This is a genomic window from uncultured Nocardioides sp. (assembly GCF_947489365.1).
Lineage (GTDB): Bacteria > Actinomycetota > Actinomycetes > Propionibacteriales > Nocardioidaceae > Nocardioides.
Genome location: NZ_CANLDB010000002.1, coordinates 635,637 through 661,961 on the forward strand (window position 1 = coordinate 635,637; position 26,325 = coordinate 661,961).

22 protein-coding genes and 1 tRNA gene are annotated in these 26,325 nt (G+C 73.8%); 11 read left to right on the forward strand and 12 right to left on the reverse strand.

Annotated features, from left to right (window positions below; genetic code table 11):
* Positions 1-121: 121 nt before the first annotated feature.
* Entirely contained in the window at positions 122-1,093 is a 972-nt protein-coding gene (locus tag Q0858_RS08470; protein WP_299052977.1) for a ribose-phosphate diphosphokinase, read from the reverse strand.
* A gap of 111 nt (positions 1,094-1,204) precedes the next feature.
* Positions 1,205-2,656 carry a bifunctional UDP-N-acetylglucosamine diphosphorylase/glucosamine-1-phosphate N-acetyltransferase GlmU gene (glmU, locus tag Q0858_RS08475; protein WP_299052702.1) on the reverse strand — a complete coding sequence of 484 codons (1,452 nt, stop codon included), beginning with the start codon at positions 2,654-2,656 and terminating at the stop codon, positions 1,205-1,207.
* Between the two features lie 86 nt (positions 2,657-2,742).
* Between glmU and Q0858_RS08480 the strand changes: the two genes are divergently transcribed.
* Together Q0858_RS08480 and Q0858_RS08485 are read left to right on the forward strand one after the other, a co-directional pair.
* Positions 2,743-4,287: an FAD-dependent oxidoreductase gene (locus Q0858_RS08480; protein WP_299052704.1), complete on the forward strand. Its 1,545-nt coding sequence runs from the start codon at positions 2,743-2,745 to the stop codon at positions 4,285-4,287.
* The gene (locus Q0858_RS08485) at positions 4,284-6,377 is read left to right on the forward strand and encodes a neutral/alkaline ceramidase (RefSeq protein WP_299052705.1); all 2,094 of its coding nucleotides are present in this window, start codon (positions 4,284-4,286) and stop codon (positions 6,375-6,377) included. Before Q0858_RS08480 ends, Q0858_RS08485 begins: the two co-directional genes overlap by 4 nt.
* A 68-nt stretch (positions 6,378-6,445) precedes the next feature.
* Here the strand turns inward: Q0858_RS08485 and ddaH are convergent, their stop codons facing one another.
* From ddaH to Q0858_RS08500, 3 genes are read right to left on the reverse strand one after another with little or no spacing between them, the layout of a single operon-like run.
* Complete coding sequence (ddaH, locus tag Q0858_RS08490; protein ID WP_299052708.1) at positions 6,446-7,234, reverse strand: dimethylargininase; 789 nt, start codon at positions 7,232-7,234, stop codon at positions 6,446-6,448.
* A gap of 9 nt (positions 7,235-7,243) precedes the next feature.
* Positions 7,244-7,903 carry a response regulator transcription factor gene (locus Q0858_RS08495; protein WP_299052711.1) on the reverse strand — a complete coding sequence of 220 codons (660 nt, stop codon included), beginning with the start codon at positions 7,901-7,903 and terminating at the stop codon, positions 7,244-7,246.
* Positions 7,900-9,042: a histidine kinase gene (locus Q0858_RS08500; protein ID WP_299052714.1), complete on the reverse strand. Its 1,143-nt coding sequence runs from the start codon at positions 9,040-9,042 to the stop codon at positions 7,900-7,902. Before Q0858_RS08500 ends, Q0858_RS08495 begins: the two co-directional genes overlap by 4 nt.
* A gap of 161 nt (positions 9,043-9,203) precedes the next feature.
* On the opposite strand from Q0858_RS08500, the gene Q0858_RS08505 reads away from it, so the two are divergent.
* Positions 9,204-9,896, forward strand: coding sequence for a hypothetical protein (locus Q0858_RS08505; RefSeq protein WP_299052716.1), 693 nt, complete (start codon positions 9,204-9,206; stop codon positions 9,894-9,896).
* Between the two features lie 24 nt (positions 9,897-9,920).
* Here Q0858_RS08505 and Q0858_RS08510 read toward each other — a convergent pair.
* Positions 9,921-10,002 (reverse strand) — tRNA-Gln (locus Q0858_RS08510).
* Positions 10,003-10,032: 30 nt separating this feature from the next.
* Positions 10,033-12,186 carry an acyltransferase family protein gene (locus Q0858_RS08515; protein WP_299052719.1) on the reverse strand — a complete coding sequence of 718 codons (2,154 nt, stop codon included), beginning with the start codon at positions 12,184-12,186 and terminating at the stop codon, positions 10,033-10,035.
* 72 nt (positions 12,187-12,258) lie between these two features.
* On the opposite strand from Q0858_RS08515, the gene Q0858_RS08520 reads away from it, so the two are divergent.
* From Q0858_RS08520 to Q0858_RS08535, 4 genes are read left to right on the forward strand one after another with little or no spacing between them, the layout of a single operon-like run.
* On the forward strand, positions 12,259-13,374 hold the full coding sequence (locus Q0858_RS08520) for an ATP-dependent DNA ligase (protein WP_299052722.1): 1,116 nt from the start codon (positions 12,259-12,261) through the stop codon (positions 13,372-13,374).
* A complete protein-coding gene (locus Q0858_RS08525) occupies positions 13,371-13,949 on the forward strand; it encodes a hypothetical protein (protein WP_299052725.1) in 579 nt (192 codons plus the stop codon). The genes Q0858_RS08520 and Q0858_RS08525 overlap by 4 nt, the downstream gene beginning before the upstream one ends.
* Positions 13,950-13,998: 49 nt before the next feature.
* Positions 13,999-15,198, forward strand: a complete 1,200-nt coding sequence (locus Q0858_RS08530) for a sulfotransferase family protein (RefSeq protein ID WP_299052727.1) — start codon at positions 13,999-14,001, stop codon at positions 15,196-15,198.
* Positions 15,195-16,139 carry a hypothetical protein gene (locus Q0858_RS08535; RefSeq protein WP_299052729.1) on the forward strand — a complete coding sequence of 315 codons (945 nt, stop codon included), beginning with the start codon at positions 15,195-15,197 and terminating at the stop codon, positions 16,137-16,139. Before Q0858_RS08530 ends, Q0858_RS08535 begins: the two co-directional genes overlap by 4 nt.
* A gap of 441 nt (positions 16,140-16,580) precedes the next feature.
* Here Q0858_RS08535 and Q0858_RS08540 read toward each other — a convergent pair whose 3' ends face one another.
* Both Q0858_RS08540 and Q0858_RS08545 read right to left on the reverse strand, forming a co-directional pair.
* Positions 16,581-17,675: a DNA polymerase domain-containing protein gene (locus tag Q0858_RS08540; protein ID WP_299052731.1), complete on the reverse strand. Its 1,095-nt coding sequence runs from the start codon at positions 17,673-17,675 to the stop codon at positions 16,581-16,583.
* 28 nt (positions 17,676-17,703) lie between these two features.
* Complete coding sequence (locus tag Q0858_RS08545) at positions 17,704-18,555, reverse strand: sulfotransferase (RefSeq protein WP_299052733.1); 852 nt, start codon at positions 18,553-18,555, stop codon at positions 17,704-17,706.
* An 84-nt stretch (positions 18,556-18,639) separates the two neighbouring features.
* On the opposite strand from Q0858_RS08545, the gene Q0858_RS08550 reads away from it, so the two are divergent.
* The 3 genes from Q0858_RS08550 (at position 18,640) to Q0858_RS08560 (ending at position 21,055) form a co-directional block, all read left to right on the forward strand.
* Positions 18,640-19,917, forward strand: a complete 1,278-nt coding sequence (locus tag Q0858_RS08550; RefSeq protein ID WP_299052735.1) for a GNAT family N-acetyltransferase — start codon at positions 18,640-18,642, stop codon at positions 19,915-19,917.
* Positions 19,918-19,979: 62 nt separating this feature from the next.
* A complete protein-coding gene (gene msrB / locus Q0858_RS08555) occupies positions 19,980-20,384 on the forward strand; it encodes a peptide-methionine (R)-S-oxide reductase MsrB (RefSeq protein WP_299052737.1) in 405 nt (134 codons plus the stop codon).
* A 29-nt stretch (positions 20,385-20,413) separates the two neighbouring features.
* Entirely contained in the window at positions 20,414-21,055 is a 642-nt protein-coding gene (locus Q0858_RS08560) for a sulfotransferase family 2 domain-containing protein (protein ID WP_299052739.1), read from the forward strand.
* 166 nt (positions 21,056-21,221) lie between these two features.
* Here Q0858_RS08560 and Q0858_RS08565 read toward each other — a convergent pair whose 3' ends face one another.
* The gene (locus Q0858_RS08565) at positions 21,222-21,911 is read right to left on the reverse strand and encodes a uracil-DNA glycosylase (protein WP_299052742.1); all 690 of its coding nucleotides are present in this window, start codon (positions 21,909-21,911) and stop codon (positions 21,222-21,224) included.
* 53 nt (positions 21,912-21,964) lie between these two features.
* On the opposite strand from Q0858_RS08565, the gene pdxY reads away from it, so the two are divergent.
* Complete coding sequence (gene pdxY, locus Q0858_RS08570; protein ID WP_299052745.1) at positions 21,965-22,846, forward strand: pyridoxal kinase PdxY; 882 nt, start codon at positions 21,965-21,967, stop codon at positions 22,844-22,846.
* Between the two features lie 164 nt (positions 22,847-23,010).
* On the opposite strand, the gene ppsA is transcribed toward pdxY, so the two are convergent.
* Both ppsA and Q0858_RS08580 read right to left on the reverse strand, forming a co-directional pair.
* Positions 23,011-25,419 (reverse strand): phosphoenolpyruvate synthase, encoded by a 2,409-nt coding sequence (gene ppsA, locus Q0858_RS08575; RefSeq protein ID WP_299052748.1) that lies wholly within the window; start codon positions 25,417-25,419, stop codon positions 23,011-23,013.
* Positions 25,412-26,296 (reverse strand): pyruvate, water dikinase regulatory protein, encoded by an 885-nt coding sequence (locus tag Q0858_RS08580; protein ID WP_299052751.1) that lies wholly within the window; start codon positions 26,294-26,296, stop codon positions 25,412-25,414. The genes ppsA and Q0858_RS08580 overlap by 8 nt, the downstream gene beginning before the upstream one ends.
* Positions 26,297-26,325 lie beyond the last annotated feature (29 nt).

Consider the following 26,325-nt stretch of genomic DNA (forward strand, 5'->3'; position numbering starts at 1 on the left):
GGCGGACGAAACCCCGACTGGGCTGGCGAAACTTCGTCAGCCCAGCCGGGGTTTCACCAGCCAGCCGGTGAAACCTGAGGCGGGAGAGGCCCCTGTGACCCGGCGAGGCGAGGGCGTGGGCTCAGGTCTCCCCGCCGAAGAGCGAGGTGACGGAGCCGTCCTCGAAGACCTCCCGGATGGCGCGGGAGATGAGCGGCGCGATGGACAGGCAGGTGAGCTTGTCGAACTGGCGGTCCGCCGGGATCGGGAGGGTGTTGCAGACGACGACCTCGGTGGCCGGGGAGTTCTTGAGGCGGTCGACGGCCGGGTCGGAGAGGATCGCGTGGGTCGCGACGATGATGACGCCCTTGGCGCCCTCCACCATGAGGGCGTCGGCGGCCTTCACGATCGTGCCGCCGGTATCGATCATGTCGTCGACGAGCACGCACATGCGGCCCTCGACCTCGCCGACCACGCGGTTGGCGACGGTCTCGTTGGGGCGGTCGGTGCGCCGGGTCTTATGGATGAACGCCAGCGGGGCGCCGTCCAGCTTCGCCGACCAGCGCTCGGCGACCTTGATGCGGCCGGCGTCGGGCGAGACCACGGCGAGTGGCTCGTGGCCGTAGCGCGCCTTGACGTGGTCGGCGAGCACGGGCAGCGCCATCAGGTGGTCGACGGGGCCGTCGAAGAAGCCCTGGATCTGGTCGGCGTGCAGGTCGACCGCGATGAGGCGGTCGGCGCCGGCGGTCTTGAACAGGTCCGCCATCAGCCGCGCCGAGATGGGCTCGCGGCCGCGGTGCTTCTTGTCCTGACGGGCGTAGCCGTAGAACGGCAGCACCACGGTGATCCGCTTCGCCGAGGCGCGCTTCAGCGCGTCGACCATGATCAGGTGCTCCATCACCCACTCGTTGATGGGTGCGGTGTGGCTCTGGATCACGAAGGCGTCGCAGCCCCGGACCGACTCCTCGTAGCGGACGTAGATCTCCGAGTTCGCGAACTCGTACGCCGACTGCGGGACCAGGCCGGTCCCCAGCAGCTCGGCGACCTCTTCGGCCAGCTCGGGGTGGGCCCGGCCGGAGAAGACCATGAGGTTCTTCTCGGTGGTGCGCTTCATTCCGCTCACGCGCGATGGCTCCTCGGGGAGGTGGGGCGAGTCGGTGCTCGATTCTGACCCACGACGCCCCACCCTCGCAGCCGGGGTCACCCGATGGACGCCGGATGTGACTCAGTCGGTGTCGTCGGCCCCGGCGTCGCGCGTCGCCTCCTGCGCCGCCCGCGCCTGGGCGGTGCCCGGACGACGCCGCTCCACCCAGCCCTCGATCGTGCGCTGCGGGCCGGCCGAGACGGCCAGGGCGCCGGGCGGGACGTCGTCCCGGACCGTCGTCCCCGCCCCGGTGCCGGCCCCGTCCCCGATCGTGACGGGCGCGACGAACGTGTTGTTGGAGCCCGTCCGGGCGTGGGCGCCGACCACGGTGCGGTGCTTCGCGACGCCGTCGTAGTTGGCCACGATCGTCCCGGCGCCGAGGTTCGTGCCCTCCCCGATGTCGGCGTCACCGACGTACGACAGGTGGGGCACCTTCGCGCCGGCGCCGATGGTGGAGTTCTTGGTCTCGACGAACGTCCCGACCTTGCCGCCCTCGGCGATCGTCGACCCGGGCCGCAGGTAGGCGAACGGACCGACCTGGGCGCGGGGGCCGACGACGGCCAGCTGCGCGTGGGTCCGGACGACCCGGGCGCCGGCGCCGACCTCGCAGTCCTCGAGCGTGCAGTCCGGCCCGACCACGGCGTCCTCGGCCACGTGGGTGGCGCCGAGCAGCTGGACGCCGGGCAGCAGGGTCGCGTCGGCCTCGAGGACGACGTCGTCCTCGACCCAGGTCGTCGCCGGGTCCATCACGGTCACGCCCCGGCGCATCCACTCGTCGAGGATCCGCGCGTTCATCACCCGGCCCGCCGCGGCCAGCTGGGCCCGGTCGTTCACGCCCTGCGTCTCGTCCGGGTCCTCGACCGGGTGCGCCCCGACCTGGTGGCCCGCCGCCCGCGCGAGGGCGATCGCGTCGGTGAGGTAGTACTCGCCCTTGACGTTGTCGTTGCCGATGCGTGGCACGACGTCGAGCAGGAAGTCCGGGTCGAAGGCGAGGATGCCGGAGTTGATCTCGCGGACCGCCCGCTGCTCGGGGGTGGCCTCCTTCTCCTCGACGATGGCCTCGACCGTCCCGTCCTCGGCGCGGACGACGCGCCCGTAGCCGGAGGGGTCGTCCAGCAGGCCGGACAGGATGCTCACGGCCTGGCCGGAGGCGCGGTGCCGGTCGAGGAACGTGGTCAGGCTCCTCCCGCGCAGCAGCGGGGTGTCCCCGAGCGCGACGAGGACCGGGCCCGTCGGCCGGTGGTCCGCCGCGGCCATCGCCTCGAGCGCGACCCGGACGGCGTGGCCGGTGCCCTCCTGGGTCTCCTGGACGGCGAGCAGCGCCTCCGGGCGGATCTCGGCGAGGTGGGTCTCCACCTGCTCGCGCTGGTGGCCGACGACGGCCACCACGCGGCTGGGCTCGCAGACGTCGACGGCCGCGAGGACGTGGCCGAGCATGCTGCGGCCCGACACGCGGTGCAGCATCTTCATGGTCTTCGACCGCATGCGGGTGCCGCCGCCGGCGGCCAGGACGATCACGGTCACGTCGGACATGACCGGCACCCTAGTTGCCGGGTGGGGCCGTGACCTCGGCGCGGCGGGACCGTTGGGCACCTCAACCGAGCCGAACCGGAGTGCCGATGACGACCGTGCCGACCGAGTCCCTGTCCCGTCGCGTCCTGCTGGGCGGCACCGCCGCCGGGCTGCTGGCCGGGGCTGCCGCGGGCGCCGCCGCCGGCCCCGCCGCGGCCGCTCCCGCCGGGCGGCAGGGCGACCTGCCCCGACGGGTCGACGTCCTCGTGGTCGGCGCCGGGATCTCCGGGATGGTCGCGGCCCGTCGGGCGCGAGCAGCCGGGCTGGACGTGCTCGTGTGCGAGGCCCGCGACCGGGTCGGCGGCCGGGTCCTCAACCACGCGCTGCGCTCCCGCGCGGGAGCCGGCGAGGTCGTCGAGGCCGGCGGCGCGTTCGTCGGGCCCACCCAGGACCGGATCCTCGCGCTGGCCCGCGAGCTGCGCGTGGCGACCTTCGACCAGCACGTCGAGGGCCTCAGCGTCTACCGATCCGCCCGCCTGGGCCGCGTCGAGTACGCCGGCACGATCCCGCCCGACCCGGTGCTGCTGCCCGGCGCCGCGGTCGTGCTCGCCCAGGTCGACGTGTACGCCGGCCAGATCGACGTCGCCGCCCCGTGGGACCACCCCCGCGCCGCCGAGTGGGACGCCACCACCCTCGGCGCCTTCGTCGAGCGCAACGGCGGCGTGGACGGTCCCGGTCTCGTCCGGCTGCTCGCGTCGTGGACGCAGCCGACCTTCGGCTCCGACCCGCACGACCTGTCGCTGCTCTTCGCCCTCTGGTACGTCGCCACCGCCGGGAACGAGGACAACCCCGGCACCTTCTCCCGCTCCTCCGACACCTCCGGCGGCGCCCAGGAGCGGCGGTTCGTCGGCGGGTCCGGGCTCGTCCCCCTGCGCCTGGCCCGCGACCTCGGCGACGACGTCGCCCTCGCAGCGCCCGTACGACGGGTCGACCAGGCCGGCGACCGGGTCCGGGTCCGCACCGACCGCGGCGTCGTCGAGGCCCGCCGGGTCGTCGTCGCCGTCCCGCCGCCCACCGCGCTGGAGATCGACTGGGCGCCCGGGCTGCCGGCCCGGCGGCGCCGTCTGCTGCGCTCGGGGGCGATGGGCGACCTGATGAAGGTCGACGCGGTCTACCGGCGCCCGTTCTGGCGCGACGCCGGGCTGAACGGGTTCGGGATCTCCGACGCGGGCGCCGGGCGGGTCGTGTTCGACAACTCACCGCCCGACGGCTCCCCCGGCGTCCTGCTGGCGTTCCTGGGCGGCTCGACGTGGCGCCGCTACGGCCGCCTGCCGCGCGCCGAGCGGCGCCGGGCCGTGCTGGCCGGGTTCGCCGGGCTGTTCGGCGACGAGGCGCTCCGTCCGGTCGAGTACACCGAGCAGGACTGGACCCGTGAGCGGTGGACCGGCGGTGGACCGACCGCCGTCCACGCCGCCGACGGGTCGTTCTCGACCTTCGGTCCCGCCGTGCGCCGGCGCTTCGGGCGGGTGCACTGGGCCGGCACCGAGACCGCGACGTACTGGTCGGGCTACATGGACGGCGCCGTGCGCGCCGGCGAGCGCGCCGCCGACGAGGTCGTCACCGCGCTCGGCCGACGGGCGGGCGCACGATGAGGCGCCGGCTGCTCGGCGGCCTCGCGCTGGGCCTGTCGCTGGCCGCCGGTCCGCTGACCACCACGCCGACCGTCGTGGCGCAGGCCGCTCCCGGGGCGTCGACCGGGGCGACGACCGGGGCGACGCAGCGCGACGGCGGTCGCTACCTCGTCGGACGTGGCATCGCCGACGTCACCGGTCCGGTGGCCGACGTCCAGCTCATGGGGTACGCCGACACCGCCCAGCTCGGCGCGGGTCTCCAGCAGCGCCAGTGGTCGCGGGCGTTCGTGGTCGTCGACCGCCGGACCGGCGAGCGGGTCGTCCACGTCACCGCCGACCTGGGGCTGATGTTCCAGAGCGTCCGCGACGGGGTGCTGGCGCGCCTGCGCCAGCGGTACGGCGCGGTGTACGGCGAGCGCAACGTGATGCTCACCGTCACCCACACCCACGCGGGCGTCGGCGGGCAGTCGCACCACGCGCTGTACGACCTCCCCTACGGCCACCAGCCGCAGGCCCTCGACGCCGCCGTCGACGGGATCGTCGAGTCGATCGGGCGCGCCCACGACGACCTCGCGCCGTCCACCCTCGGCCTGGCGACGACGACGCTGACGGACGCGAGCGTCAACCGGTCGGCCGAGTCGTTCGCCCTGAACCCCCGGCGCGACCGCCGGCGCTTCCCCGGCGGCATCGACCCGCAGTCCACGACGCTCACGGTGCGCCGTGGCGGCGTCCTCGTCGGCGCGCTCACCTGGTTCGCGGTGCACGGCACCAGCCTGACCGCCGAGAACCGGTTGGTCAGCGGCGACAACAAGGGGTACGCGGCCTACGCCTGGGAGCGGCTCGGCCGCGGCGTGGACCGCCGCGACGCCGACCCCGACCTCGTCGCCGCGTTCGCGCAGACCAACGCCGGGGACATGTCGCCGAACCTGCGGCTCCGGCCCGGCACGGGCCCGACCACCGACGAGTTCCGCAACGCGGCGATCATCGGCCGGCGCCAGCAGCAGGCGGCGCGGACGGCGTCCGGCGCCGGGGACCGCGTCGAGCCCGTCACCGGCGGCGTCGACTCCCGGCTGGTCTACGTCGACATGTCGGACGTCGACGTGGCCGGCCGGTTCACGCCGGACGGCGAGCCCGGCCGCACCTGCACCGGCGCGCTCGGCACGTCCTTCGCCGCCGGCAGCCAGGAGGACGGCGGCGGCGCCCCGCCCGGCTTCACCGAGGGCGACGGCGAGGGCGAGTTCGCGGTCAACCCCGTGGTCGGGCTGGTCTCCGACCTGCTCTACACCGCCTCCCCGGAGCTCCGGGACTGCCAGGCACCGAAGGACGTCCTGGCCCCCGTGGGCACCGCCGACCTGGTCCAGCAGCGGCTCCCGGTGCAGCTCGTCCGGATCGGCCCGCTCTACCTCGTCGGCGTCCCCGTCGAGCCGACGATCGTCGCCGGCCTCCGGCTGCGGCAGGCCGTCGCCAGGGTGGTGGGCGCCCCGCTGCGCCACGTCCTGACCCAGGGCTACGCCAACGCGTTCGCGCACTACCTCACGACGCCGGAGGAGTACGACGCCCAGCAGTACGAGGGCGGCTCCACCCTGTTCGGCCGCCTCGAGCTGCCGGCGTTCACCCAGGTCGCCGACCGCCTGGCGCGGTCGATGCGCGACGGCACCAGCCTGCCGCTCGGCGAGAAGGAGCGCGACCGGTCCGCCGAGCAGGTCCCACCGCTGACCGGGCGGAACCGGCTCGACACCGCCCCGCCCGGCAGCGAGCTCGGCGAGGTCGTCACGCAGCCGCGGGCGTCGTACCGCGCGGGTGGGACCGTCGAGGCGGTCCTCGTCGGCGCCCACCCGAACAACGACCTGCGCCGCGGCGGCACCTACCTGACCGTCGAGCGCCGGACCGGCGACCGCTGGGTGCGGGTCGCCTCGGACGACGACTGGGCCACCCGGTTCGGCTGGAGGCGCACCGGCCCCACGACGTCCGAGGTCACGCTGAGCTGGGACGTCCCGGCCACGGGCCGCGCCGGCCGCTACCGCCTGCGCTACCTCGGCGACGCGAAGGGCCCCGACGGCGCCCTGACCCCGGTCCGCGGCACCACCCGGACGTTCACCGTGCGCCGCTGAGTCGGACCGGAGGTCGAGGTGCGAGGCCGGCCACGGCCGAGCCACGAGACCCGGTGACCCGTGGAACCTCAGGGCGTGTGGCGCAGGCGCACCGACAGGCAGGTGACGCAGCCCTCGAGCTTCTCGAACTCGCCGATGTCGACGGCGACGACGCGCAGCCCCCGGGCCTCGTACGACGCCGCGGTGAGTGGGGCCGCGCTCGACATCAGCACGGTCCGCTCGTCGAGGACGACGACGTGGGCGCCGGGCTCCTCCGGCACCGGCTCGTACGACGCCCACACGCCCGGGTCGTCGACGACCGGGTCCCAGCCCACGACGGTGCCGTCGGGCAGCGCGGTCACGGCGGACTTGAGGTGGAGCGCCCTGCTGAGCGGCACGGTCTCGACCCGGGCGCCCTGCGGCGCGAGGTGGTCGGCGAGCTGGGCGATGCCGTCGGCGTTCGTACGACCGCCCGGACCGCCGTTCAGGCCGACCCACACCACCCCGTCGTGCTTGAGGACGTCGCCGCCGTCGAGGGTGCCGGGCCCGGTGATCGCGACGACGCGGTAGCCGAGGTCGCGCAGCACGCCCTCGGTCCCGGCCACCTCGCCGGCCCGCTCGGGCGCGCCGGGTCGGGCGAGAACCGCCGCGTCGCCGTACATCACGACGGTGTCCTCGACGAACGCCGAGTCCGGGTGCTCGGGCGCCGGCGGCACCTCGACCGTCTCCCACCCCTCGGCGTGCAGCGCGTCGACGTACCCCTGCCACTGCGCGAGCGCCAGGTCGGCGTCGACCGGCGTGCGCTCCAGGTGGGTGAGCAGGCCGTCGGCGAGATGCGGTGAGGGCCGACGGACGAGCGCGCGGCGTGCGGTGACCATGGCGTGAGCCTAGGGAGCGCCGGGCACCCCGTCACCGGGCCGCACCAGGCCGCTCTCGTAGGCCCGCACCACCAGCTGCGCGCGGTCCCGGAGGCCGTGGGCGAGCAGCACGTCGCTGACGTAGCCCTTCACCGTCGCGGGGGCGAGGTGCAGGCTCCGCGCGATCTCGGCGTTGGAGGCCCCGGCGGCGACCAGCCGGACCACCTCCCGCTGCCGGTCGGTCAGCCGCAGCGGCGGCGCGGCCGGGACTCCCCCGGCCAGGACGCTCTCGATCACGCGACGGGTGACGCTCGGCGCGAGCAGCGCCTCCCCGGCGGCGACGGCGCGGACCCCGGCGTACAGCTGCTCCCGCGGGGAGCTCTTCAGCAGGAAGCCGCTGGCACCGGCGCGCAGCGCCGCCACGACCACCTCGTCGGACTCGACGGTCGTCAGCACGAGCACCCTCGCCGGCCCCTCCGCCAGGCGCCGGGTCGCCTCGATCCCGTCGACCCCGGGCATGCGGACGTCCATGAGGACCACGTCGGCGCGCGTCCGGCGGGCCGCCTCGACGGCCGCCGCCCCGTCACCCGCCGTCGCCACGACCCTCAGGCCGGGCTCCGCCCCGACGATCGCGACCAGGCCCTCGCGGATGATCTCCTCGTCGTCGGCCACGACCACGGTGATCGTCACTCCCGGCCATCCGCCGTCGTCGGCACCCGCGCGCGCAGCACGAAGCCGTCCCCCTCGGGCCCGCTCCACACCTCCCCGCCGAGCCGCTCGACGCGGTCGCGGAGCCCGTCCAGCCCGCGGCCGGCGCCGCCGTAGGCGCTGAGCCGTGAGCGCCGTCCCGTGCTGCGGACCACGACCTCGACGGCGCTGTCGGAGTGGGCCACGACCAGGTCGGCACGGGGCTCCGCCGCGTGGCGCAGGGCGTTCGTGACGCCCTCCTGCAGGACGCGGAAGGCGCAGTGGTCGACGTCGTCGGGCAGGGCCCGGGCGACCCCGGACGTCGTCACGGAGAGGGCCAGCCCGGCGGACCGGGCGCCGTCCACCAGACCGGGCAGCCGCGCGAGCCCCCCGCCGCCCGGCTCGCCCTCGAGCAGGCCGAGCATGCGGTGCAGCTCGTCGAGGGCCTCCCGGCTGGCCGTGCCGATCGCGGCGAGGGCGCGGCGGGCGGCGTCGGGGTCGGCCTCGAGGACGGCCTGGCCCGCCTCCGCCTGGACCGCCACGAGCGTGACCGCGTGGGACACGACGTCGTGCAGCTCGCGTGCGATCCGCCGGCGCTCCGCGGTCGCGGCGCCCGCCGCCGCGGTCGCCGCCTCGCGCTCGAGCACCAGTCGCTCCCTCTCGAGCAGCCGGATCCGCTCGCTCCGCGCCCTGACCCCCCAGCCCAGGCCGCACGGGACCAGGAAGAACAGCAGCAGCGTCGCGACGACGTCGTCCCCGGTGCCCGACGAGTCGAGCCGGACCGACACGGTCACGGCCGCCGCCAGCACGACCACCCCGGGCAGGGCCCGGCGGACGGGGGCGTGCGCGAACGCCGAGTACGCCGCGACGACCACCGCCAGCAGCACGCCGACGGCGTCGGGCGAGTCGAGGGCCACCGTCTCGAGCAGCACACCCGCGGCGACCCAGAGGCACGCGAGACCGGGGTACGTCGTCCGCACCAGCAGTCCGAGGACGGACAGCGCCTCGAGCCCGGCCCGGGGACCGGGGAGGACGTCGACGGTCAGCAGCGTCTCCACGGCGGCGAGCACGGCGAGGGCCGCGGCCAGGGCAGCGTCCGGGAGCCTGACGGCGGCGTGGAGCCGCGCAGCTGCCCGGGGCATGCCCGCAACCTAGACCCGACGGGGCGTCCGCGACACCGACCCGGGTCGGTGGTCGCGGCGCGCACGAGCCGTCGGCGGTCGGTGGCGGTCGGGCCGCTGGTCGGTGGCCGGACCCGCCACCGGCGCCGAGGCTGGGGGTCACCCGAGACGAGGAGGACACCGTGTCCGACACCGCCGCACTGCCCACCCCACCCACCACCGACCGCGCGCACCCCGGGCGCCCTCACCGCGCGGGCGGTCGCTCCGTCGGTCGCGCCGTCGCCGTCCTCACCGGCCCGGCGCTGCTGCTGACGTCGGAGCTGCTGGCGCCCCGCTTCCCCGCCGGGCTCGACACCGCGGGCGAGGGCGCCTTCCTCCTCGCCCACCAGGGACGCTTCACCGCTGCCTCCCTGCTCGGGTCGCTGGCCGGGGTCCTGCTCGCCGTCTCGGTGGTCCTCGTCGCCGCCCGCACCCCCGGACGCGGACGACGTCCGCTGTGGGTCGCGGCCGGGTGCGCGGTCCTCGGCGGGGCCGGCCTGACGATGCACCACGCGACCACTCTCGGGGGGCTCGACGCCCTGGCCGGTGGCGCGACGCCGGAGTCGCTCGTGCCGATGGCCGAGGGGCCCGGCGCCGCCGCGTCGATCCTCGGCCTCGTCGTCGGGACCACCCTGGTGGCGGTCCTGCTGGCCGTGGCGGCCCGCCGGAGCCGACGGACGGGCTGGTGGCCGCTCGCGGTGGCCGTCCTCGGCGTCGCCGCGAACCTGTCCGGGTTCGCCTGGGGCACCGTGGCCTTCGTCATCGCGATCGGCGTGCTGCTGGCCGTGCACCTTCGTCCTGCGCCCTGTGCCGGCGGCGTCGCGGACCACCCGTGAGGACGGCGCGGCCCGGGGACGTCGTGGCTCCCCGGGTAGGAGTCGAACCTACGTCGCTAGTCCTGATTCAAAGTCAGGCGGGCCCTGCCGGCAGACCAACCGGGGATCGGGTGCTCACCCTAGGACGGGCGGGAGCTCAGGGCAGGTCGAGGGTGATGGTGTCCGGGTCGACGTCGGACCAGCCGAGGCGGGCCAGCTCGCGGTGGAGCATCGGCAGCATCGTGTAGACGTAGGTCTGCGTCAGGTGGCTGCTCTGGCGGTAGACCAGGACGCCACCGATGGCCGGGGAGCACCGGGGCCGGCTCTCGGGGCAGATGAACGGGTTCAGGTCGACTAGAGGGGCGCCGGTCTCCTCGGCCGCGTCCTCCATGATCCCCAGCCCGCTCTCGTCGTACCCGCGCTGGGCGTCGAACCCGCACCCGCCGTACCGCTCGCTGCGGTCGACGCACTGGTAGACGCGCTTGCCGGACGGGGGGCCCGGGTTGTCGGCCAGCAGGACGACGTCGATGCCCATCTCCTGCATCTCGTCGATCGCGGCGGCGAAGCCGCGGCCGGAGTTCTTGTAGGCCCCGCGCACCGAGATGATCACGCGGTCCGGGGCGTCGCCCTCGGCGAACGAGTCGAGGACGTTGTTCGAGTACTCGTCGCACTTCTGGTCGGTCTTGCCGGTGCGGCTCGGCACGCAGCCGGCCTTGCCGAGCGTGCGGATGCGCCAGCCCTCGATGTCCCCGAGCCGGTCGAGGGCCGGGAACCACTGGACCATCTTCGAGTCGCCCATCATCGCGACCTCGACGTCGCCGTCGACGTCGCCGAAGGTGCAGCGCTCGGGCGGGAGCTCGGCGAGCGGGCCGCGGACCTGGCACTCGTCGACGAGCGGCTGGTCGAGGGTGGCCACGGACGGGTCCGGGACGAGCGTGCCGGAGCGGTCGAACGCGTCGCGGGGGTCGGAGATGACCGTCCACTCCTCGCCGTCCGGGTTCGCCACGAGTGCGCGGGCGCCAGGCTCGGTGACGTCGTCGTACGCCGGGAGCGTGGGCACGCTGAGCGCGACGGCGACGCCCGCGGCGCAGGTGACGGCCATGGCCACCAGCGCGACGAGGAGCGAGCGCAGCGGGCGGGCGACGAGGGCGGGGTGGAAGCGCACGGGGCGCTCGACGAGCTTGCCGGTCAGCCACGCCAGGCCGATCGAGGCGGCGGCGAGGACGGGGGCCTGCAGCAGCCCGGGCTTGCCGAAGACCTCCTTGCTCAGCACGATCAGCGGCCAGTGCCAGAGGTACGTCGCGTACGACAGGCCGCCGATCCAGACCAGCGGGCGCCACGACAGGGCCCGGCCCGGCAGCGTCGAGTGGCCGGTGCCGCCCGCGGCGATCAGCGCCGCGGTCCCGAGCACCGGCAGGGCGGCGGCGTACCCGGGCCAGGGGGTGCTGCCGGAGAAGACGGTGACGCCGAGCACGATCCCGACCGCGCCGAGCCAGGCCAGCACCTGGACGACGCTCCGGCCGGCCAGCGCCAGCCGGTTGGCGGCGATCGCGAGGCCGGCGCCGACGGCGAGCTCCCAGACGCGGGTCGTCGTCACGAAGTACGCCGTGGCCGGCTCGACCGCCGTCGCGTAGACCGACCACCCGAACGACGCGACCCCGACGCCGCCGATGGCCACGATGAGCGTCGGCCGGAGCCGCAGGCCGAACCGGCGGACCAGCACCAGGCACAGCAGGATCAGCAGCGGCCAGACGACGTAGAACTGCTCCTCGACCGACAGCGACCAGTAGTGCTGGAGGGCCGACGGGGCGGCGTCCTCGGCGAGGTAGTCGACGGAGCGGGCGGCGAGCTCCCAGTTCAGGACGTACAACGTCGAGGCCACGACGTCACGGCCCAGGTTGACGTGGGTCGAGCCGGGCAGGAGCCACCAGCCCGCGGCCGCGGTGACGAGGAGCACCAGGCTGGCGGCGGGCAGGAGCCGCCGGGCACGGCGCGCGTAGAAGTCGAGCATCGAGACCCGGCCCGAGCGCTCGGCCTCGCGGATCAGCAGACCGGTGATCAGGTAGCCGGAGATGACGAAGAAGATGTCGACGCCGGCGAAGCCGCTGCTCAGCACCGGCGCACCCAGGTGGTAGAGCAGGACGGTCAGCACCGCGATGCCGCGCAGGCCCTCGATGTCGAGCCGCAGGCCGGCGCCGTGGCCGCCCGTGGAGGCCTTCGGGGCGACCGGACCGCCCTTCTCGGCGGGTCCCCGCTCGGCGCGACGCGGTGCCGTGACCGTGTCGCGGGCGGAGCGGTGGGACCCGGACATCGGGGCGAGTGTAGGCGCGGGGGCACCTCGGTCCGGGAATCCTCGCCGGGGCACCGGGCATAGGCTCGCGGCGTGGACCTGCCCGTGATGCCTCCGGTGCGACCGATGCTCGCGAAGTCGGTCAGCGGGATCCCCGACCCCGCCAAGCACGGCGGCCTGAGCTTCGAGCCCAAGTGGGACGGGTTCCGCTGCCTGGTCTTCCGGGACGGCGACGAGGTCGAGCTCGCCAGCCGCAACACCAAGCCGCTGACCCGCTACTTCCCCGAGGTGGTGGCGGCGGTCCTCGCCCAGCTGCCCGAGCGGTGCGTGCTGGACGGCGAGATCTTCGTCGCGAGCACCGGTGACGACGGCTCCCGGCTCGAGTTCGAGGTGCTGCAGGAACGGATCCACCCCGCCGACTCCCGCGTGCGAATGCTGGCCGAGACCACCCCCGCCGGCTTCGTGGCCTTCGACCTCCTCGCCCTCGGCGACGACTCGTACGTCGACCGGCCCTTCTCCGAGCGCCGGGCCGCGCTCGTCGAGGCCCTGGCCGGCCTGCCCGACGAGGGGCCGTGCCACCTGACCCGCACCACCACCGACCCGGCCGTCGCCACCGCGTGGTTCTCCACCTTCGAGGGCGCCGGCCTCGACGGGGTGGTCGCGAAGCCCCTCGACGCGCCGTACACGGAGAACGGGCGCACGATGCTGAAGATCAAGCACGAGCGCACCGCGGACGTCGTCCTCGCGGGGCTGCGGGAGCACAAGACGAGCACGCCGGAGCGGCCGCTGCTGGGCAGCCTGCTCCTCGGCCTGTACGGCGACGACGGGTCGCTCCAGCACATCGGCGTCAGCGCGTCGTTCACCGAGGTGAAGCGGGCCGCGCTGATGGAGGAGCTCGCGCCGCTCGTCTGCGACGTCTCCGAGCACCCGTGGGGTGCCTGGCGGGAGTGGGCCATCGCGAACCCCGACCGCGTGCCCGGGACCCAGAGCCGGTGGAGCGCCGGCAAGGACCTCTCCTTCACCCCGCTGCGCCCGGAGCGGGTGCTGGAGGTGAAGTACGACCACATGGAGGGCCGGCGCTTCCGCCACACCGCGCACTTCAAGCGGTGGCGACCGGACCGCGACCCCACCTCCTGCACCTACGACCAGCTCGACGAGCCCGCGGGCTACGACCTGTCCGCGATCCTGCGCCCCGAGGAGACCCCGTGACCGACGTACCCGACACCACGCCCGCCGACGAGACCGCGCCGTACGACGTCGTGGTGCTGGTGGAGCAGGAGCTGAGCCACGGCGACGCCGAGCGGATCGCGGCCCTGCACCGCGGCATCACCGAGGAGACCGGCGCGGTGGTGCGCTACCACCTGCTGCTCCCGGTCGACGAGGCCGCCGCGGCGGTCCACGCGGCGATGGGCTCGATGGCGACCCAGGACGCCCTCGCCACCCCGGCTCCCCCGCCGCAGGACCTGTCCGAGGTCGACGAGGCGCTCCGCGAGGAGGCCCAGCGGCGGCTCGCCGCCTCCGTCGACGCGCTGACCGGGGCGGGAGCGGAGGCCGCGGGCGCGACCGTGCCCGGTCCGCCCGTCGACGCGCTGCGCAGCACCGTGTCCGCGGTCGGCGCCGCGGAGGCGGTCGTCATCACCGAGCGGCACGTGGTCGCCGAGTTCCTCTCCGTCGACTGGGCCTCCAAGGCGCAGCGGCACCTGGGCATCCCCGTCCTCCACCTGGTCGAGCACGAGACGTTCGCCGAGCAGGCGGGCGACCAGGGCGGTGTCACGGGTCTGTGACCGGAGGGTCGAGGAGGCGGGCCAGGCCGACTTCTCTTATGGTCATCCGGTGAGCGACACCGAGGACCGGCCGCAGCAGCCCGCCGCCGACCCCGTAGGCGGGCCCCCTGCCGCGGGCCCCGCGGGCGACTCCGCGGGCGAGGTCGCCGGTGACGCCGAGGCGACGGCGGCCCTCCGCAAGCGCCTGCGCTACCCGCGCCGCGTCGTCCTGGTCGCCGGCGCCGGACGCAGCGGCACCAGCACCCTGGCCGGGGTGCTCCAGCGTCTGCACCTGCACGTGCCGCAGCCCGAGGTCGACGCCGACACCACCAACCCGCGCGGCTTCGGGGAGTCTGCCTGGGTGGTGCGCCACCACGAGCGCATGCTGCGCCGAGCGAACGTGAACATGGCCGACGCCCGCCCCGACGCGTGGCTCGACACCGCCCGCGTCGCCGCGATGCCGAACTGCCGGGTGCCCACCAGCAAGTTCCTCGAGGAGCAGTTCGGCTTCAGCAGCGAGGTCGTCATCAAGGACCCGCGACTCAGCTGGTTCCTGGGGCTCTGGCAGGCGGCCGCGGTCCGCACCGAGTCCACCGCGGTCGTGGTGACGATGCTGCGCCCGCCCGCCGAGGTCATCGGCAGCAAGCAGGACCACTACAGCAACCGCCTCGGTGCCCCCCACCTCGCCGCGTCGTGGCTGAACATGATGCTGCACACCGAGCGCGCCGGCCGCGACCTGCAGGAGGGCGGCGGCCGCTCGTTCGTGCGCTACACCGACCTGCTCACTGACTGGACGTCCACGGTGATGCGGCTCGGCGAGGAGCTGCAGCTCCAGAACGTGCTGCACGCCGGGACCACCGCGGTCACCGACGTCGACTCCTTCATCGACCCCGCGCTGCGCCGTACGGAGCGCACGCTGGCCGGGACGCCCATCTCGGCCGCCATGCGGGAGCTGGTCGAGGAGACCGACGCGGCCCTGAACTCGATGGCCGACCCCGGGGGCGACACCGCCGAGGTCCGCGCCACGCTCGACCAGCTGCGCACCGCGTTCGTCGACCTGTACGCCGACGCCGAGGCCGTGGCCCGGTCCACCGCGATGGCGGCCGTCGAGCGCGGCCGCCGCGAGGGCCGCGAGGCGGCCCGCGCCGAGGTCGGACCCGTCCCCGCGGCGGACGACGAGGGCGGCGCCACCGGGCTCGCGCGACGCGCGGCCCGCCGTCTCCCCGAGCCCGTCAAGGGCCGGCTGCGGGACCTCAGGAACCGCGGATGAGCAAGGTCCCGGTGGACGGGCTGCAGAACCTCCAGGGCGAGCACGACTACGACATCGTCTGGCCCTGGACGAGGCCCGGTGGCCTGCGCAACGGCTCCACCGCCGTGCTCCGGGTCAAGAACGAGGCCCGCTCCCTGCCCTGGGTCCTGCCCGGGCTGCTGCGCGTCTGCGACAAGGTCCTCATCGTCGACAACCAGTCCGACGACGGCACCGGCGAGGTCGCGAAGCGGACGGCCGTCGACATGGGCCTCGGGGACCACCTCGACGTCGTGGAGTACCCGTTCCGGGTGGCCCGGGCGGGCGCGGAGCACCTCGCCGAGCCCGAGCTGTCGGTGCACTCGCTGAGCTACTTCTACAACTGGTCCTTCGCCCAGGTCGACACCGCCTTCAGCTGGAAGTGGGACGGCGACATGGTGCTCACGGCCGAGGGCGAGCTCGCCATGGCCGAGTTCGGCTGGCGGTCGTTCCGCAAGGACGTGATCCTGAAGTTCCCCCGCCACGGCCTGTACGTCGAGTCCGACCGCCGCGCGTACCTCGACCTGTCCCTGCACAACGCCGAGGGCTGGGGCTTCCCCATCGGGCCCGACTGGACCTACACCAAGTCCTTCGAGTGGGAGGTCCGCCGCCGGCCCGAGAACACGGTCGACGCGATCCTCCCCCGCGGCCTGTGCGTGGAGCTCAAGTACCTCGACGGCGACGAGTTCGGCCACTGGACCGACCCCGAGTCCTTCGCGACCAGCGCCCGCAACGCCCGGAAGCGCTACGAGTGGTCGGTCTTCAACGCGCTGACCAACGGCGAGGTCCCCGAGGAGCTCATCACCATCGACGCCCCCGAGGGCACCCACGTCATCGACTACGTGACGAAGACGTGGCTGCCGACGGCCCCACGCCCGCTGAAGCCCCCGGTCCGCGCCGTCGGCCGCACCCACGACGAGCCGTAGCCCCGCCCCCCTTCGTACGCGCACGGTCTCGACGACGCGCGCTCGCTGCGCTCGCGTGCTGCTCGACCTCCGAGGGATGGCCGGAGATCGAGGTGCGAGGCCGGCCACGGCCGAGCCACGAGATCCCTGCACCCGACGCACGACCGCGCCACTGGGTGTCGTCCGTGACGCAGCGGGTGGGTCGGAGACGACACACTGCGCCGCCGGACGCTGTACGACGGTCTCGACGGACGCTCGCGGGGTCTCGTGGCTCCTCGCCAGGGCTCGGAGCACCTCGACCTCCGAGGGATGGCCGGAGATCGAGGTGCGAGGCCGGCCACGGCCGAGCCACGAGATCCCTGCACCCGACGCCGCCGGGCGCCGTACGACGGTCTCGACGACGCGCGCTCGCTGCGCTCGCGGGCTGCTCGACCGCCTGGGGGGCGCCCGGGGGGGGGGCGCTCAGCCGTCGATGCGGTTGCCGTCGGCGTCCCAATGGGCGGCGACCTTCTTCGAGGGCTGCACGCGCGGGGGCTCGCCGGGCATCTTGGGGTGGTCCGGCGGGTAGTTGAGCTCGCCCTCGGGCTGAGCGTCGTACAGCGCGATCAGCGGGCCGATGTCGTGGGCGACGTCGTCGATCGTGGCCCAGGCGTCGCCGTCCGCGAGCCGCTCAAGGACCGTGAACAGGTTCAGCGTCGCGGGGTCGGTGACCTCGGCGAGGTCGTCCCAGGCCAGCGGTGTCGAGACGGGGGCGCCGGGCAGCGGCCGCAGCGAGTACGCCGAGGCGATGGTGCGGTCACGGCAGTTCTGGTTGTAGTCCACGAAGATCCGCTCCCCCCGCTCCTCCTTCCACCAGGCGGTGGTCACCTGGTCGTCGCGGGCGGCGAGCTCGCGGCCGAAGCCGATGGCGGCGTGGCGGACGTCGACGAAGTCCCAGCGGGGCTCGATGCGCACGTAGACGTGGACACCGCGGTTGCCGGACGTCTTCGCGAAGCCGGTGATGCCGTGCTCGGCGAGCAGCTCGCGGGCCACGCCGGCCACGCGGACGGCGTCGGAGAAGGTCGTCCCCGGCTGCGGGTCGAGGTCGATCCGCAGCTCGTCTGGGTGGTCCAGGCTCGCGGGGTCGTCGGTACGTCGTACCGGCCAGGGGTGGAAGGTCAGCGTCCCCATGTGGGCGCACCACACCGGGACGGCGATCTCGGTCGGGCAGATCTCGTCGGCGGTGCGGCCCGACGGGAAGGTGATGCGGGCGGTCTCCAGGTAGTCGGGAGCGCCCTTCGGCACGCGCTTCTGGTAGAACGCGTCGGCGTCGCGGTCGGTGGGACCGGTCGCGAGGCGCATCCCCTCGCGGACGCCGGAGGTCCACCGCTCCAGCGCCGTCGGCCGGTCACGCAGCGCGCGCATGAGGCCGTCCTCGGCGGCGGCGACGTACTCGGCGACCATCAGCTTGGTCACCTCGGGCGTCGAGGCGGTCGCCTCGTAGATCACCCGGTCGGGGCTGGAGACACGCACGGAGCGCTCCCCCGCCACGACCTCCGCTGCCGGCGTACGAGCCATGCGGCGAGCCTAGTGGCGTGCATCGGCCTCAGGGGCGCAGGACGAGTCCGGCCTTCTTGTTCAAGCGCTCCGCGACGTCACCGGGCGCCAGCTCGCCGGCGAGGACCCGGCTCGTCGTCCACATGCTGATGTCGAAGCCCGTGAGCTCCACGAACGCCGGCAGCTCGTCGACGTACGCCGACGCGAGCGCCTCGATGTCGGCGGCCGTCACGGGGGCGGCGTCGAGACCGCCGGGCGAGGACCAGCGCGGCTTGTCGGCCGTCTCCGGCTCGAAGGGGCGCAGCCCGATGAACTGCGCGACGTCGTTGACCGCGGTGGTGGGGTCCTTCACGATCTGCTCGAACGTCATCAGCAGCCACTGCTCGCGCGGGTAGACCTCGAGGCCGCGGGACAGCTGCTGGTGGTAGAGCCCGCGGGCGACCAGGTCCCACTTCGCCGAGCCGATCCGCTTCCAGGTGCTCTCCGGCGGGATCTGGGACAGGGCGCCGTCCGCGACGGCCTGCCCGAACGACGGCCAGCTGTCACGGCGCGCGAACTCCATGTTCCACGCCGAGAAGGCCCGGTCGATGGGGTCGCGGAACGCCGCGATCAGCTTCATCTCCGGCCGGTAGGCGTACATCCGGCGCAGCGCGTTCGGGATGAAGATGTACGACGGGGTCGAGTCCAGCGCGATCCGCTCCCGGGGACGCTTGGCGCGCTTGTGGTACTCGCTGTAGTCCGGGTCGTCCCAGTCGACGTTCTCGTCATCGAAGAAGTGGATCTCCTTCGGGTTCCGCCGTGCGAAGCCGGGGTGCTCCCGCAGGATGCCGTGCAGCGTCGTCGTCGCGGCCTTCTGGACCCCGACCAGGGAGGCCGTGTACTCGATGTTCCTCGGCGGCACGACGCTCCTCCTCGATCACGGACGGCTCGCGGGCCCCGGAAACCCGGTCGTGGACCACCTGCCGGTGCTTCTAGCCTGCGGTGTGTGACCTTAGACCACCTCCCCGTGACCACCGTGGACCCCGACACCGACGAAGGCCTGCGCTGGCTGGGCGCCGTGCTGGCCGGCTTCGGGGAGGGCACCGTGCCCGACGAGCTGGTCCCGCTGTGGCGCGAGGACGCCCGGGTCGACGGCCACACCCTGTACGCCGTGTGGCCCGAGCGGTCCTGGGCGACCGACCCGCTGCCGGTGGCGACGTACGCCAGCTGGGCGCAGAGCATCAACGTCGGCGGGGGCACGACGCTGCCGCTGCACATGGTCACCGCGGTCACCACCGCGGTCTCCCACCGCCGGCGCGGGCTGCTGCGCTCGATGATGACCGCCGACCTCGCGAACGCCGCCCGCGACGGGCTGCCGATGGCGGCCCTGACAGCGACCGAGGGCTCGATCTACGGCCGCTTCGGCTTCGGCCCCGCCGTGCGGGAGCGTCGGCTGGAGATCGACGTCAGCGCGCGGTTCGCCCTGCGCGCCCCGCTGGGCGACGACCCGGGCCGCTTCGAGGTCCTCCCCGCCCCGCAGGCGTGGCCCGCGCTGCGGGAGGTCTTCGCGCGTCACCTCGCCGTGACGCGGGGTGCGGTGGACCGTCCGCACGAGTACCGCGCCTCGCTCACCGGCCTGTACGACATCGAGGACCGGGCGGCCGACCCCAAGCGGCGGGTCCTGCTGCACCTCGACACCGACGGCCGACCCGACGCGTACGCCGTGTGGCGGCCCATGGGTCGCGTCGACGGGGTCGGCACCGCCGACGTCCACGACGTCCTGGCCGCGTCCCCGGAGCTCGAGCTGCGGATGTGGCGACGCCTGGCCGACCTCGACCTCACCCAGCGGCTGCGCGTGCAGACGGCGCCGGTGCGCACGACCCTGGAGTGGGCGCTGCGCGAGCCCCGCGCCGTCCGCACCACGAGCCTGCACGACCACCTGTGGCTGCGCGTCCTGGACGTCCCGGGCGCCCTCGGCGCCCGGCCCTGGAGCGCGGACGGCACCGTCGTGCTCGGCGTCGAGGACCCCCTGGGCCATGCCGCGGGGTCGTGGCGGGTCGAGACCTCCGGGGGCCGCGCCGAGGTGACGGCGACCGACGCCGCGCCCGACCTCAGCCTGGACGTCGAGGCGCTCGGCGCGTCGTACCTGGGCGACGTCGCGATCGGCACGCTCGCGGAGGCCGGCCGGGTGACCGTCCCGGACGACGGCGACCCCGCCGCGGTGGAGCGGTACGCCGCCATGGCTGACGGCGGGCCGGCGCCGCACTGCGCGACGCACTTCTGAGCCGGCACGCCCCGGGCCCCTGGCACCCCGGGGCGCCTGGCCCGGCGGACTATCCTGGAGCCGTGGCGTACAACGTGGAGAAGACCGACGAGCAGTGGCGCGAGGAGCTCTCGCCGCAGGAGTACCAGGTCCTGCGGCAGGCGGGCACGGAGCGCCCGTTCGTCGGGGAGTACACCGACACCGAGACCGTCGGGATCTACCGGTGCAAGGCCTGCCAGGCGAAGCTGTTCGAGTCGGACACCAAGTTCCACTCGGGCTGCGGCTGGCCGTCGTTCTACCAGCCGATCAGCGACACGATCGAGTACATCGACGACACCTCGCTGGGGATGAAGCGGACCGAGGTGCGCTGCGCGAGCTGCGGTTCGCACCTGGGCCACGTCTTCCCGGACGGCTACGGCACCCCGACCGGTGACCGCTACTGCATCAACTCGATCTCGCTGACGCTCGAGGAGAACGACCGCTCCTAGGTCCCGGCCCCGGGTGCTTGGATGAGGGCGTGTTCGTCTCCGAGGATCACCGCTTCCTGTTCGTCCACGTGCAGAAGACGGGCGGGGTCACGGTCGAGCGCCGACTGCGGGAGCTGATGCCGGACGGCGTCACCGCGCGCGACACCGACGTCGAGCGGCACTCGCGGCTCGGCACGATCCTCGGCCGGCACCCGGAGTACCGCTCGTACTTCACGTTCGGCGTGGTCCGGAACCCGTGGTCGCGGATGGTGTCGTGGTGGCGCATGGTCGAGCGCGGCCGGGCGCGGGCCGCCGAGGGTGACCCCGAGGCCGTCGCCCGCCTGCGCGGACCCGACCCGCACCCGTTCTGGTCGGGGCTGGAGCAGACGTGCCCCGACTTCGAGACGTTCATCCTCCGCGGGACGGAGGAGTGGACGCGCCTCCAGCGCCCCCAGGTCGACTACCTGATGACGAAGGACCGCCTGCCGGACTTCGTCGGCCGCCAGGAGACCCTCGAGGCCGACCTCCGCGCGGTCGCCGCCCGCTTCGACCTGCCCTGGACGCCGCTGCCGTCCGCGAACGCGGACCCGTCGCCGCCGGACTCCCACCGGCCCTACTACGACGACGCCACCCGCACCCGCGTCGGCGAGCTCTTCGCGAAGGACGTGGCGTACTTCGGGTATGAGTTCTGATCCACCGCGTCCGAGCCTGCGAGGACGCGACGGCGGATCACGGTGAGGGCGGCCGGTGGCGCTGCCGTTTCTGCAGAAACGGCAGTTCGCCGGGCCCGGAAGGCACCGTTTCGGCAGAAACGGCAGTGGGAACCGCCGGCCGCAGCGACCCCGCCCGCGCCGCGACTCAGCCCGGCAGGCGCCAGTCGACCGGCTCGGCGCCCTGCTCGGCCAGGAGCGCGTCGACCTTGCTGAAGGGCTTCGACCCGAGGAAGCCGCGGTGGGCCGAGAGCGGGGAGGGGTGGGTCGACGCGACGACGGGGACGTCGCCGAGCAGCGGCGCGAGGCCCTGCGCCTTCGAGCCCCAGAGGACGGCGACGAGCGGACCGCCGCGGGCGGCGAGCGCCTCGATCGCCGCCTGGGTGACCTCCTCCCACCCCTTGCCCTGGTGGGAGTTGGAGTCACCCGGACGCACGGTCAGGCACCGGTTGAGCAGCATGACGCCCTGGTCGGCCCAGGCGGACAGGTCGCCGTGCTCCGGGGTCTCGACGCCGAGGTCGTCGCGCAGCTCGGCGTAGATGTTGCGCAGGCTGCCCGGCAGCGGCCGGACGTGGGCCTCCACGGCGAAGCTCAGCCCGATCGGGTGGGCGGGGTTGGGGTAGGGGTCCTGGCCCACGACGAGCACGCGGACGTCGGCCAGGGGCCGTTCGAACGCACGGAAGACCCGCTCGCCGGCCGGCTGGTAGCCCCGCCCGGCGGCGACCTCCGCGCGCAGGAACTCCCCCATCGCAGCGATCCGGTCGTCGACCGGCGCCAGGGCCTCCGCCCAGTCCGGTGCCATGAGGCCCTTGTCCACGAGTCCTGCGAGCGCGCCCATCCCGCCATCATGCCGAGCGGTGAGGCGACGACGGGGCGTGGGACCATCGCGCCGTGAGGATCCTGTCCGTCCAGTCGTCCGTCGCCTACGGCCACGTGGGCAACTCCGCCGCGGTCTTCCCGCTCCAGCGCCTCGGGCACGAGGTGTGGCCCGTCATCACGGTCCACTTCTCGAACCACACCGGGTACGGCGAGTGGCGCGGCCCGCTGCTGGCGGCGTCCGACGTCGCGGACGTCATCCGCGGCATCGGCGAGCGCGAGGTGCCGGGCCCCGACGGGTCGGCGGTCAGCGTGCTGGCGACCGCGGACGCCGTCCTCACCGGCTACCAGGGCGCCGAGGACGTCGGCCAGGTCGTCCTCGACGCCGTCGCCCGGGTCAAGGAGCTGAACCCGGCCGCCGTCTACTGCTGCGACCCCGTGATGGGCGACGTCGGCCGCGGCATGTTCGTCCGGCCCGGCATCCCGGAGTTCATGCGGGACTCCGTCGTGCCCGCCGCCGACCTCATCACCCCGAACCACTTCGAGCTCGACTTCCTCGCGGGCCGCGAGACCCGCACGATGGCGGAGGTCCTCGACGCCGTGGACGCCGTCCGCGCCCGTGGCCCGCGCACCGTGCTGGTCACGAGCCTGCTGCACGACGAGGTCCCCGAGGGCCACCTCGACGTCCTCGCCGTCACCGACGAGGGCGCCTGGACCGTCACCACCCCGCAGCTGCCGATCAGCCCCAACGGCGCCGGCGACCTGACCTCCGCGCTGTGGCTGGCCCACCTCACGACCGCCGACTCCGTCCCCGCCGCGCTGTCGGCGACGACGTCCGCGGTGTACGGCGTCCTGCGCGCGACGCTCGAGTCCGGCCACCGCGAGCTGCGGCTGGTGCCCGCGCAGGACGAGATCGTGCGCCCGGGCCAGATCTTCGAGGCCCGTCAGGTCCGGTAGCGCACCGCAGACCGGGGCGGGCGTGTTCCACAGGCACGGCGGCCCTCGCGGGATAGTCCCCTGACCGACGGTCCTCCCGAGCCCCGCCCGACGACCGTTCCTCAGGGGACTACCCCGCTACCCGGCCGCGACCTGTGGAGACGGGCCCGGCCGGGCCGGCGAGCTCAGCCCTTCTGCAGACCGCCCAGGCGCTCCCAGGTCGCGACGACGGTGTCGGGGTTGAGCGACATCGACTCGATGCCCTGCTCCATCAGCCACTCGGCGAGGTCGGGGTGGTCGGAGGGGCCCTGGCCGCAGATCCCGACGTACTTGCCGCGCTCCTTGCAGGCCGTGATGGCCATCGAGAGCATGTGCTTCACCGCGGGGTCGCGCTCGTCGAAGCCGTCCGCGACCAGGGAGGAGTCCCGGTCGAGGCCCAGCGTCAGCTGGGTCAGGTCGTTGGAGCCGATCGAGAACCCGTCGAAGTGGTCGAGGAACTTGTCGGCCAGCACCGCGTTGGAGGGGACCTCGCACATCATCACGACCTTGAGGTCGTTCTCCCCGCGCACCAGGCCGTGCTCGCCGAGGAGGCGGATGACGCCCTCGGCCTCCTTGATGGTCCGCACGAACGGGATCATGATCCAGACGTTCGTCAGGCCCATCTCGTCGCGGACGTGCTTCAGCGCCTCGCACTCGAGCGCGAAGCACTCGGCGAAGTCCTTCGAGAGGTACCGCGACGCGCCGCGGTAGCCGATCATCGGGTTCTCCTCGTGCGGCTCGTACGCCTCGCCGCCCAGCAGGTTGGCGTACTCGTTCGACTTGAAGTCGCTCATCCGGACGATGACCGGGCTGGGTGCGAACGCCGCCCCCAGCATGGAGACGCCCTCGGCGACCCGGCGGACGAAGAACTCCCGCGGGCCGGGGTGCGCGGCGATGATCTCCTCGATCTCGGCGCGGAGGTCGGGGTCGAGGGAGTCGGGGTCGCGCTCCAGGTCGAGCAGCGCCTTCGGGTGGACGCCGATCTGCCGGTTGATGATGAACTCCAGCCGCGCCAGGCCGACGCCCGCGTTGGGCAGCTGCGCGAAGGAGAACGCCTGGTCGGGGGTGCCGACGTTCATCATGATCTTCACGTCGAGCTCGGGGAGGGCGTCGAGCTCGGTGGTCTCGACGTCGTAGTCGATGATCCCCTCGTAGACGAGACCGGTGTCGCCCTCGGCGCACGACACGGTGACCTCGCGGCCGTCGGCGAGGTCCTTGGTGCCGGTCCCGGTGCCCACGATCGCGGGGATGCCGAGCTCGCGGGCGATGATCGCGGCGTGGCAGGTACGGCCACCGCGGTTCGTCACGATCGCGGAGGCGCGCTTCATGATCGGCTCCCAGTCGGGGTCGGTCATGTCGGCGACGAGGACCTGCCCGGGGTCGAAGTCGTGCATCTCGTCGATCGACTTCATGACCTTGACCGGGCCGGCGCCGATCTTCTGACCGATGGCGCGGCCCTCGACGATGACGGTCGACGCCTTCGAGACCGCGGACTTCACGCTGAAGCGCTCGATGACGCCGCTGCGCCGGGACTGCACCGTCTCGGGGCGGGCCTGGAGCACGTAGAGCTTGCCGTCGACGCCGTCGCGGGCCCACTCGATGTCCATCGGGCGGCCGTAGTGCTCCTCGATGGTCAGGGCGTGCCGGGCGAGCTCGGTGACCTCGTCGTCGCTCAGCGACAGCAGCCGCGCGTCGGCGGCGTCGACGTCCACGAACTCGGTCGTCCGTCCCACCGTCGCGTCGTCGGTGTAGATCATCTTCGTCAGCTTGCCGCCGACGTTGCGCTTGAGGATCGCGGGCCGGTCGGCGCGCAGCGCGGGCTTGTAGACGTAGAACTCGTCGGGGTTCACCGCACCCTGGACGACGCCCTCACCGAGGCCGTACGCCGAGGTCACGAACACCGCGTCGGTGAAGCCGGACTCGGTGTCCATCGTGAACATCACGCCGGCGGCACCGATGTCGGAGCGCACCATCTTCTGCACGCCGGCGGACAGCCCCACGTCGCCGTGCTCGAAGCCGTGGTGGACCCGGTAGGAGATCGCGCGGTCGTTGTACAGCGAGGCGAACACCTCGCGGATCGCGTCGAGGACCCCGTCGATGCCCTTGATGTTGAGGAAAGTCTCCTGCTGGCCCGCGAACGAGGCGTCGGGCAGGTCCTCCGCGGTGGCCGACGACCGGACGGCGAACGACGCCTCCTCCCCCGAGCCCTCGACGAGCGTGTCGTAGGCGGAGCGGATGTCGGCCTCGAGGTCGTCGGGGAACTCCTGGCCCACCACGAGCCCGCGGATCTCCTTGCCGACCTCGGAGAGGCGTCGTACGTCGTCGGTGTCGAGGCCGTCGAGCAGGCCGGAGATCTGCTCGGCGAGGCCGGTCTCCCCGATGAAGCGGTGGTACGCCGACGAGGTCGTCGCGAACCCGTCGGGCACGCGCACCCCCAGGTCGGCGAGGTTGGAGACCATCTCGCCCAGGGAGGCGTTCTTGCCGCCCACCTGGTCGATGTCGTCCATGCCGAGCTCGGAGAACCAACGGATGTTGTCGGCGGTCTCGTCAGTCATCGGTGTGCCTTCCGGTCGGGGAGTGACGGGCCTTGCTTCGCTCGCGGCTGGGGACGCCGCCGTTGCGCTTGAGGGTCTGCAGGACGAGCGCGGCCATCTCCTCCACCGACTTGGTGGCGGAGTCGATGACGGGCACGCCGAACTCGCTGAAGAGCTGCTGGGCGCGGCGCAGCTCCCAGCGGCACTGCCCCGCCGAGGCGTACGTCGACCCGGCGCGGCGCTCGTTGCGCACCCGCGAGAGCCGCTCGGCGGTCGTGGTGATGCCGAAGCAGCGGTCGAGGTGGTCGCGGACCGGGGCGGGCAGCTCGCTGGCGGTGAGGTCCTCCTCGACCAGCGGGTAGTTCGCGACGAACAGGCCGTGCTGCAGCGCGAGGTACATGCTCGTGGGGGTCTTCCCGCAGCGTGACGGCGCCAGCAGGATGACGTCGGCCCGGTCGAGCGCGCGCACGCTCTGCCCGTCGTCGTGCTCGATGGTGAACTCCACCGCCGCCATCCGGGTGTTGTACCGCTTCACGTCGTGGACGCCGTGGAGCCGCGAGGGCAGGCGGACGCCGCGGCGGTCGAGGATCGACTCGACCCGCTCCATGTGCATGTCGAAGAAGTCGATGAGCGGGGCGCGGGTCTCCCGCAGCGTCAGCCGGATGTGGTCCTCCGCCGCCGTGGTGAAGGCGAGCGGGGTCACCGGACCGTCCATGGCCTCGTCGAGCTGGCGGACCACGTCCTGGGCGGCCTCGACCGTCGTGATGAACGGGATCGTCGTCCGCTCGAACACGGTGTCCGGGAACTGCATGAGCAGCGCGTTGCCCATCGTCTCGGCGCTGATGCCGGTCGAGTCGGAGAGGAAGTAGACCGGCACCACACCGTCGTCGTCCACCACACTGACCTCCTCCGACCGCTGCCCCGACG

Coding starts and splice junctions, on each gene's coding strand:
- Q0858_RS08565 (WP_299052742.1), bottom strand. CDS start 21,911: ATGGGCGCGCTCGCAGGACTCGTGGACAAGGGCCTCATGGCACCGGAC.
- Q0858_RS08540 (WP_299052731.1), bottom strand. CDS start 17,675: ATGGCTCGTACGCCGGCAGCGGAGGTCGTGGCGGGGGAGCGCTCCGTG.
- ddaH (WP_299052708.1), bottom strand. CDS start 7,234: ATGGTCACCGCACGCCGCGCGCTCGTCCGTCGGCCCTCACCGCATCTC.
- Q0858_RS08485 (WP_299052705.1), top strand. CDS start 4,284: ATGAGGCGCCGGCTGCTCGGCGGCCTCGCGCTGGGCCTGTCGCTGGCC.
- ppsA (WP_299052748.1), bottom strand. CDS start 25,419: ATGACTGACGAGACCGCCGACAACATCCGTTGGTTCTCCGAGCTCGGC.
- glmU (WP_299052702.1), bottom strand. CDS start 2,656: ATGTCCGACGTGACCGTGATCGTCCTGGCCGCCGGCGGCGGCACCCGC.
- Q0858_RS08470 (WP_299052977.1), bottom strand. CDS start 1,093: ATGAAGCGCACCACCGAGAAGAACCTCATGGTCTTCTCCGGCCGGGCC.
- Q0858_RS08535 (WP_299052729.1), top strand. CDS start 15,195: ATGAGCAAGGTCCCGGTGGACGGGCTGCAGAACCTCCAGGGCGAGCAC.
- Q0858_RS08500 (WP_299052714.1), bottom strand. CDS start 9,042: ATGCCCCGGGCAGCTGCGCGGCTCCACGCCGCCGTCAGGCTCCCGGAC.
- Q0858_RS08515 (WP_299052719.1), bottom strand. CDS start 12,186: ATGTCCGGGTCCCACCGCTCCGCCCGCGACACGGTCACGGCACCGCGT.
- Q0858_RS08480 (WP_299052704.1), top strand. CDS start 2,743: ATGACGACCGTGCCGACCGAGTCCCTGTCCCGTCGCGTCCTGCTGGGC.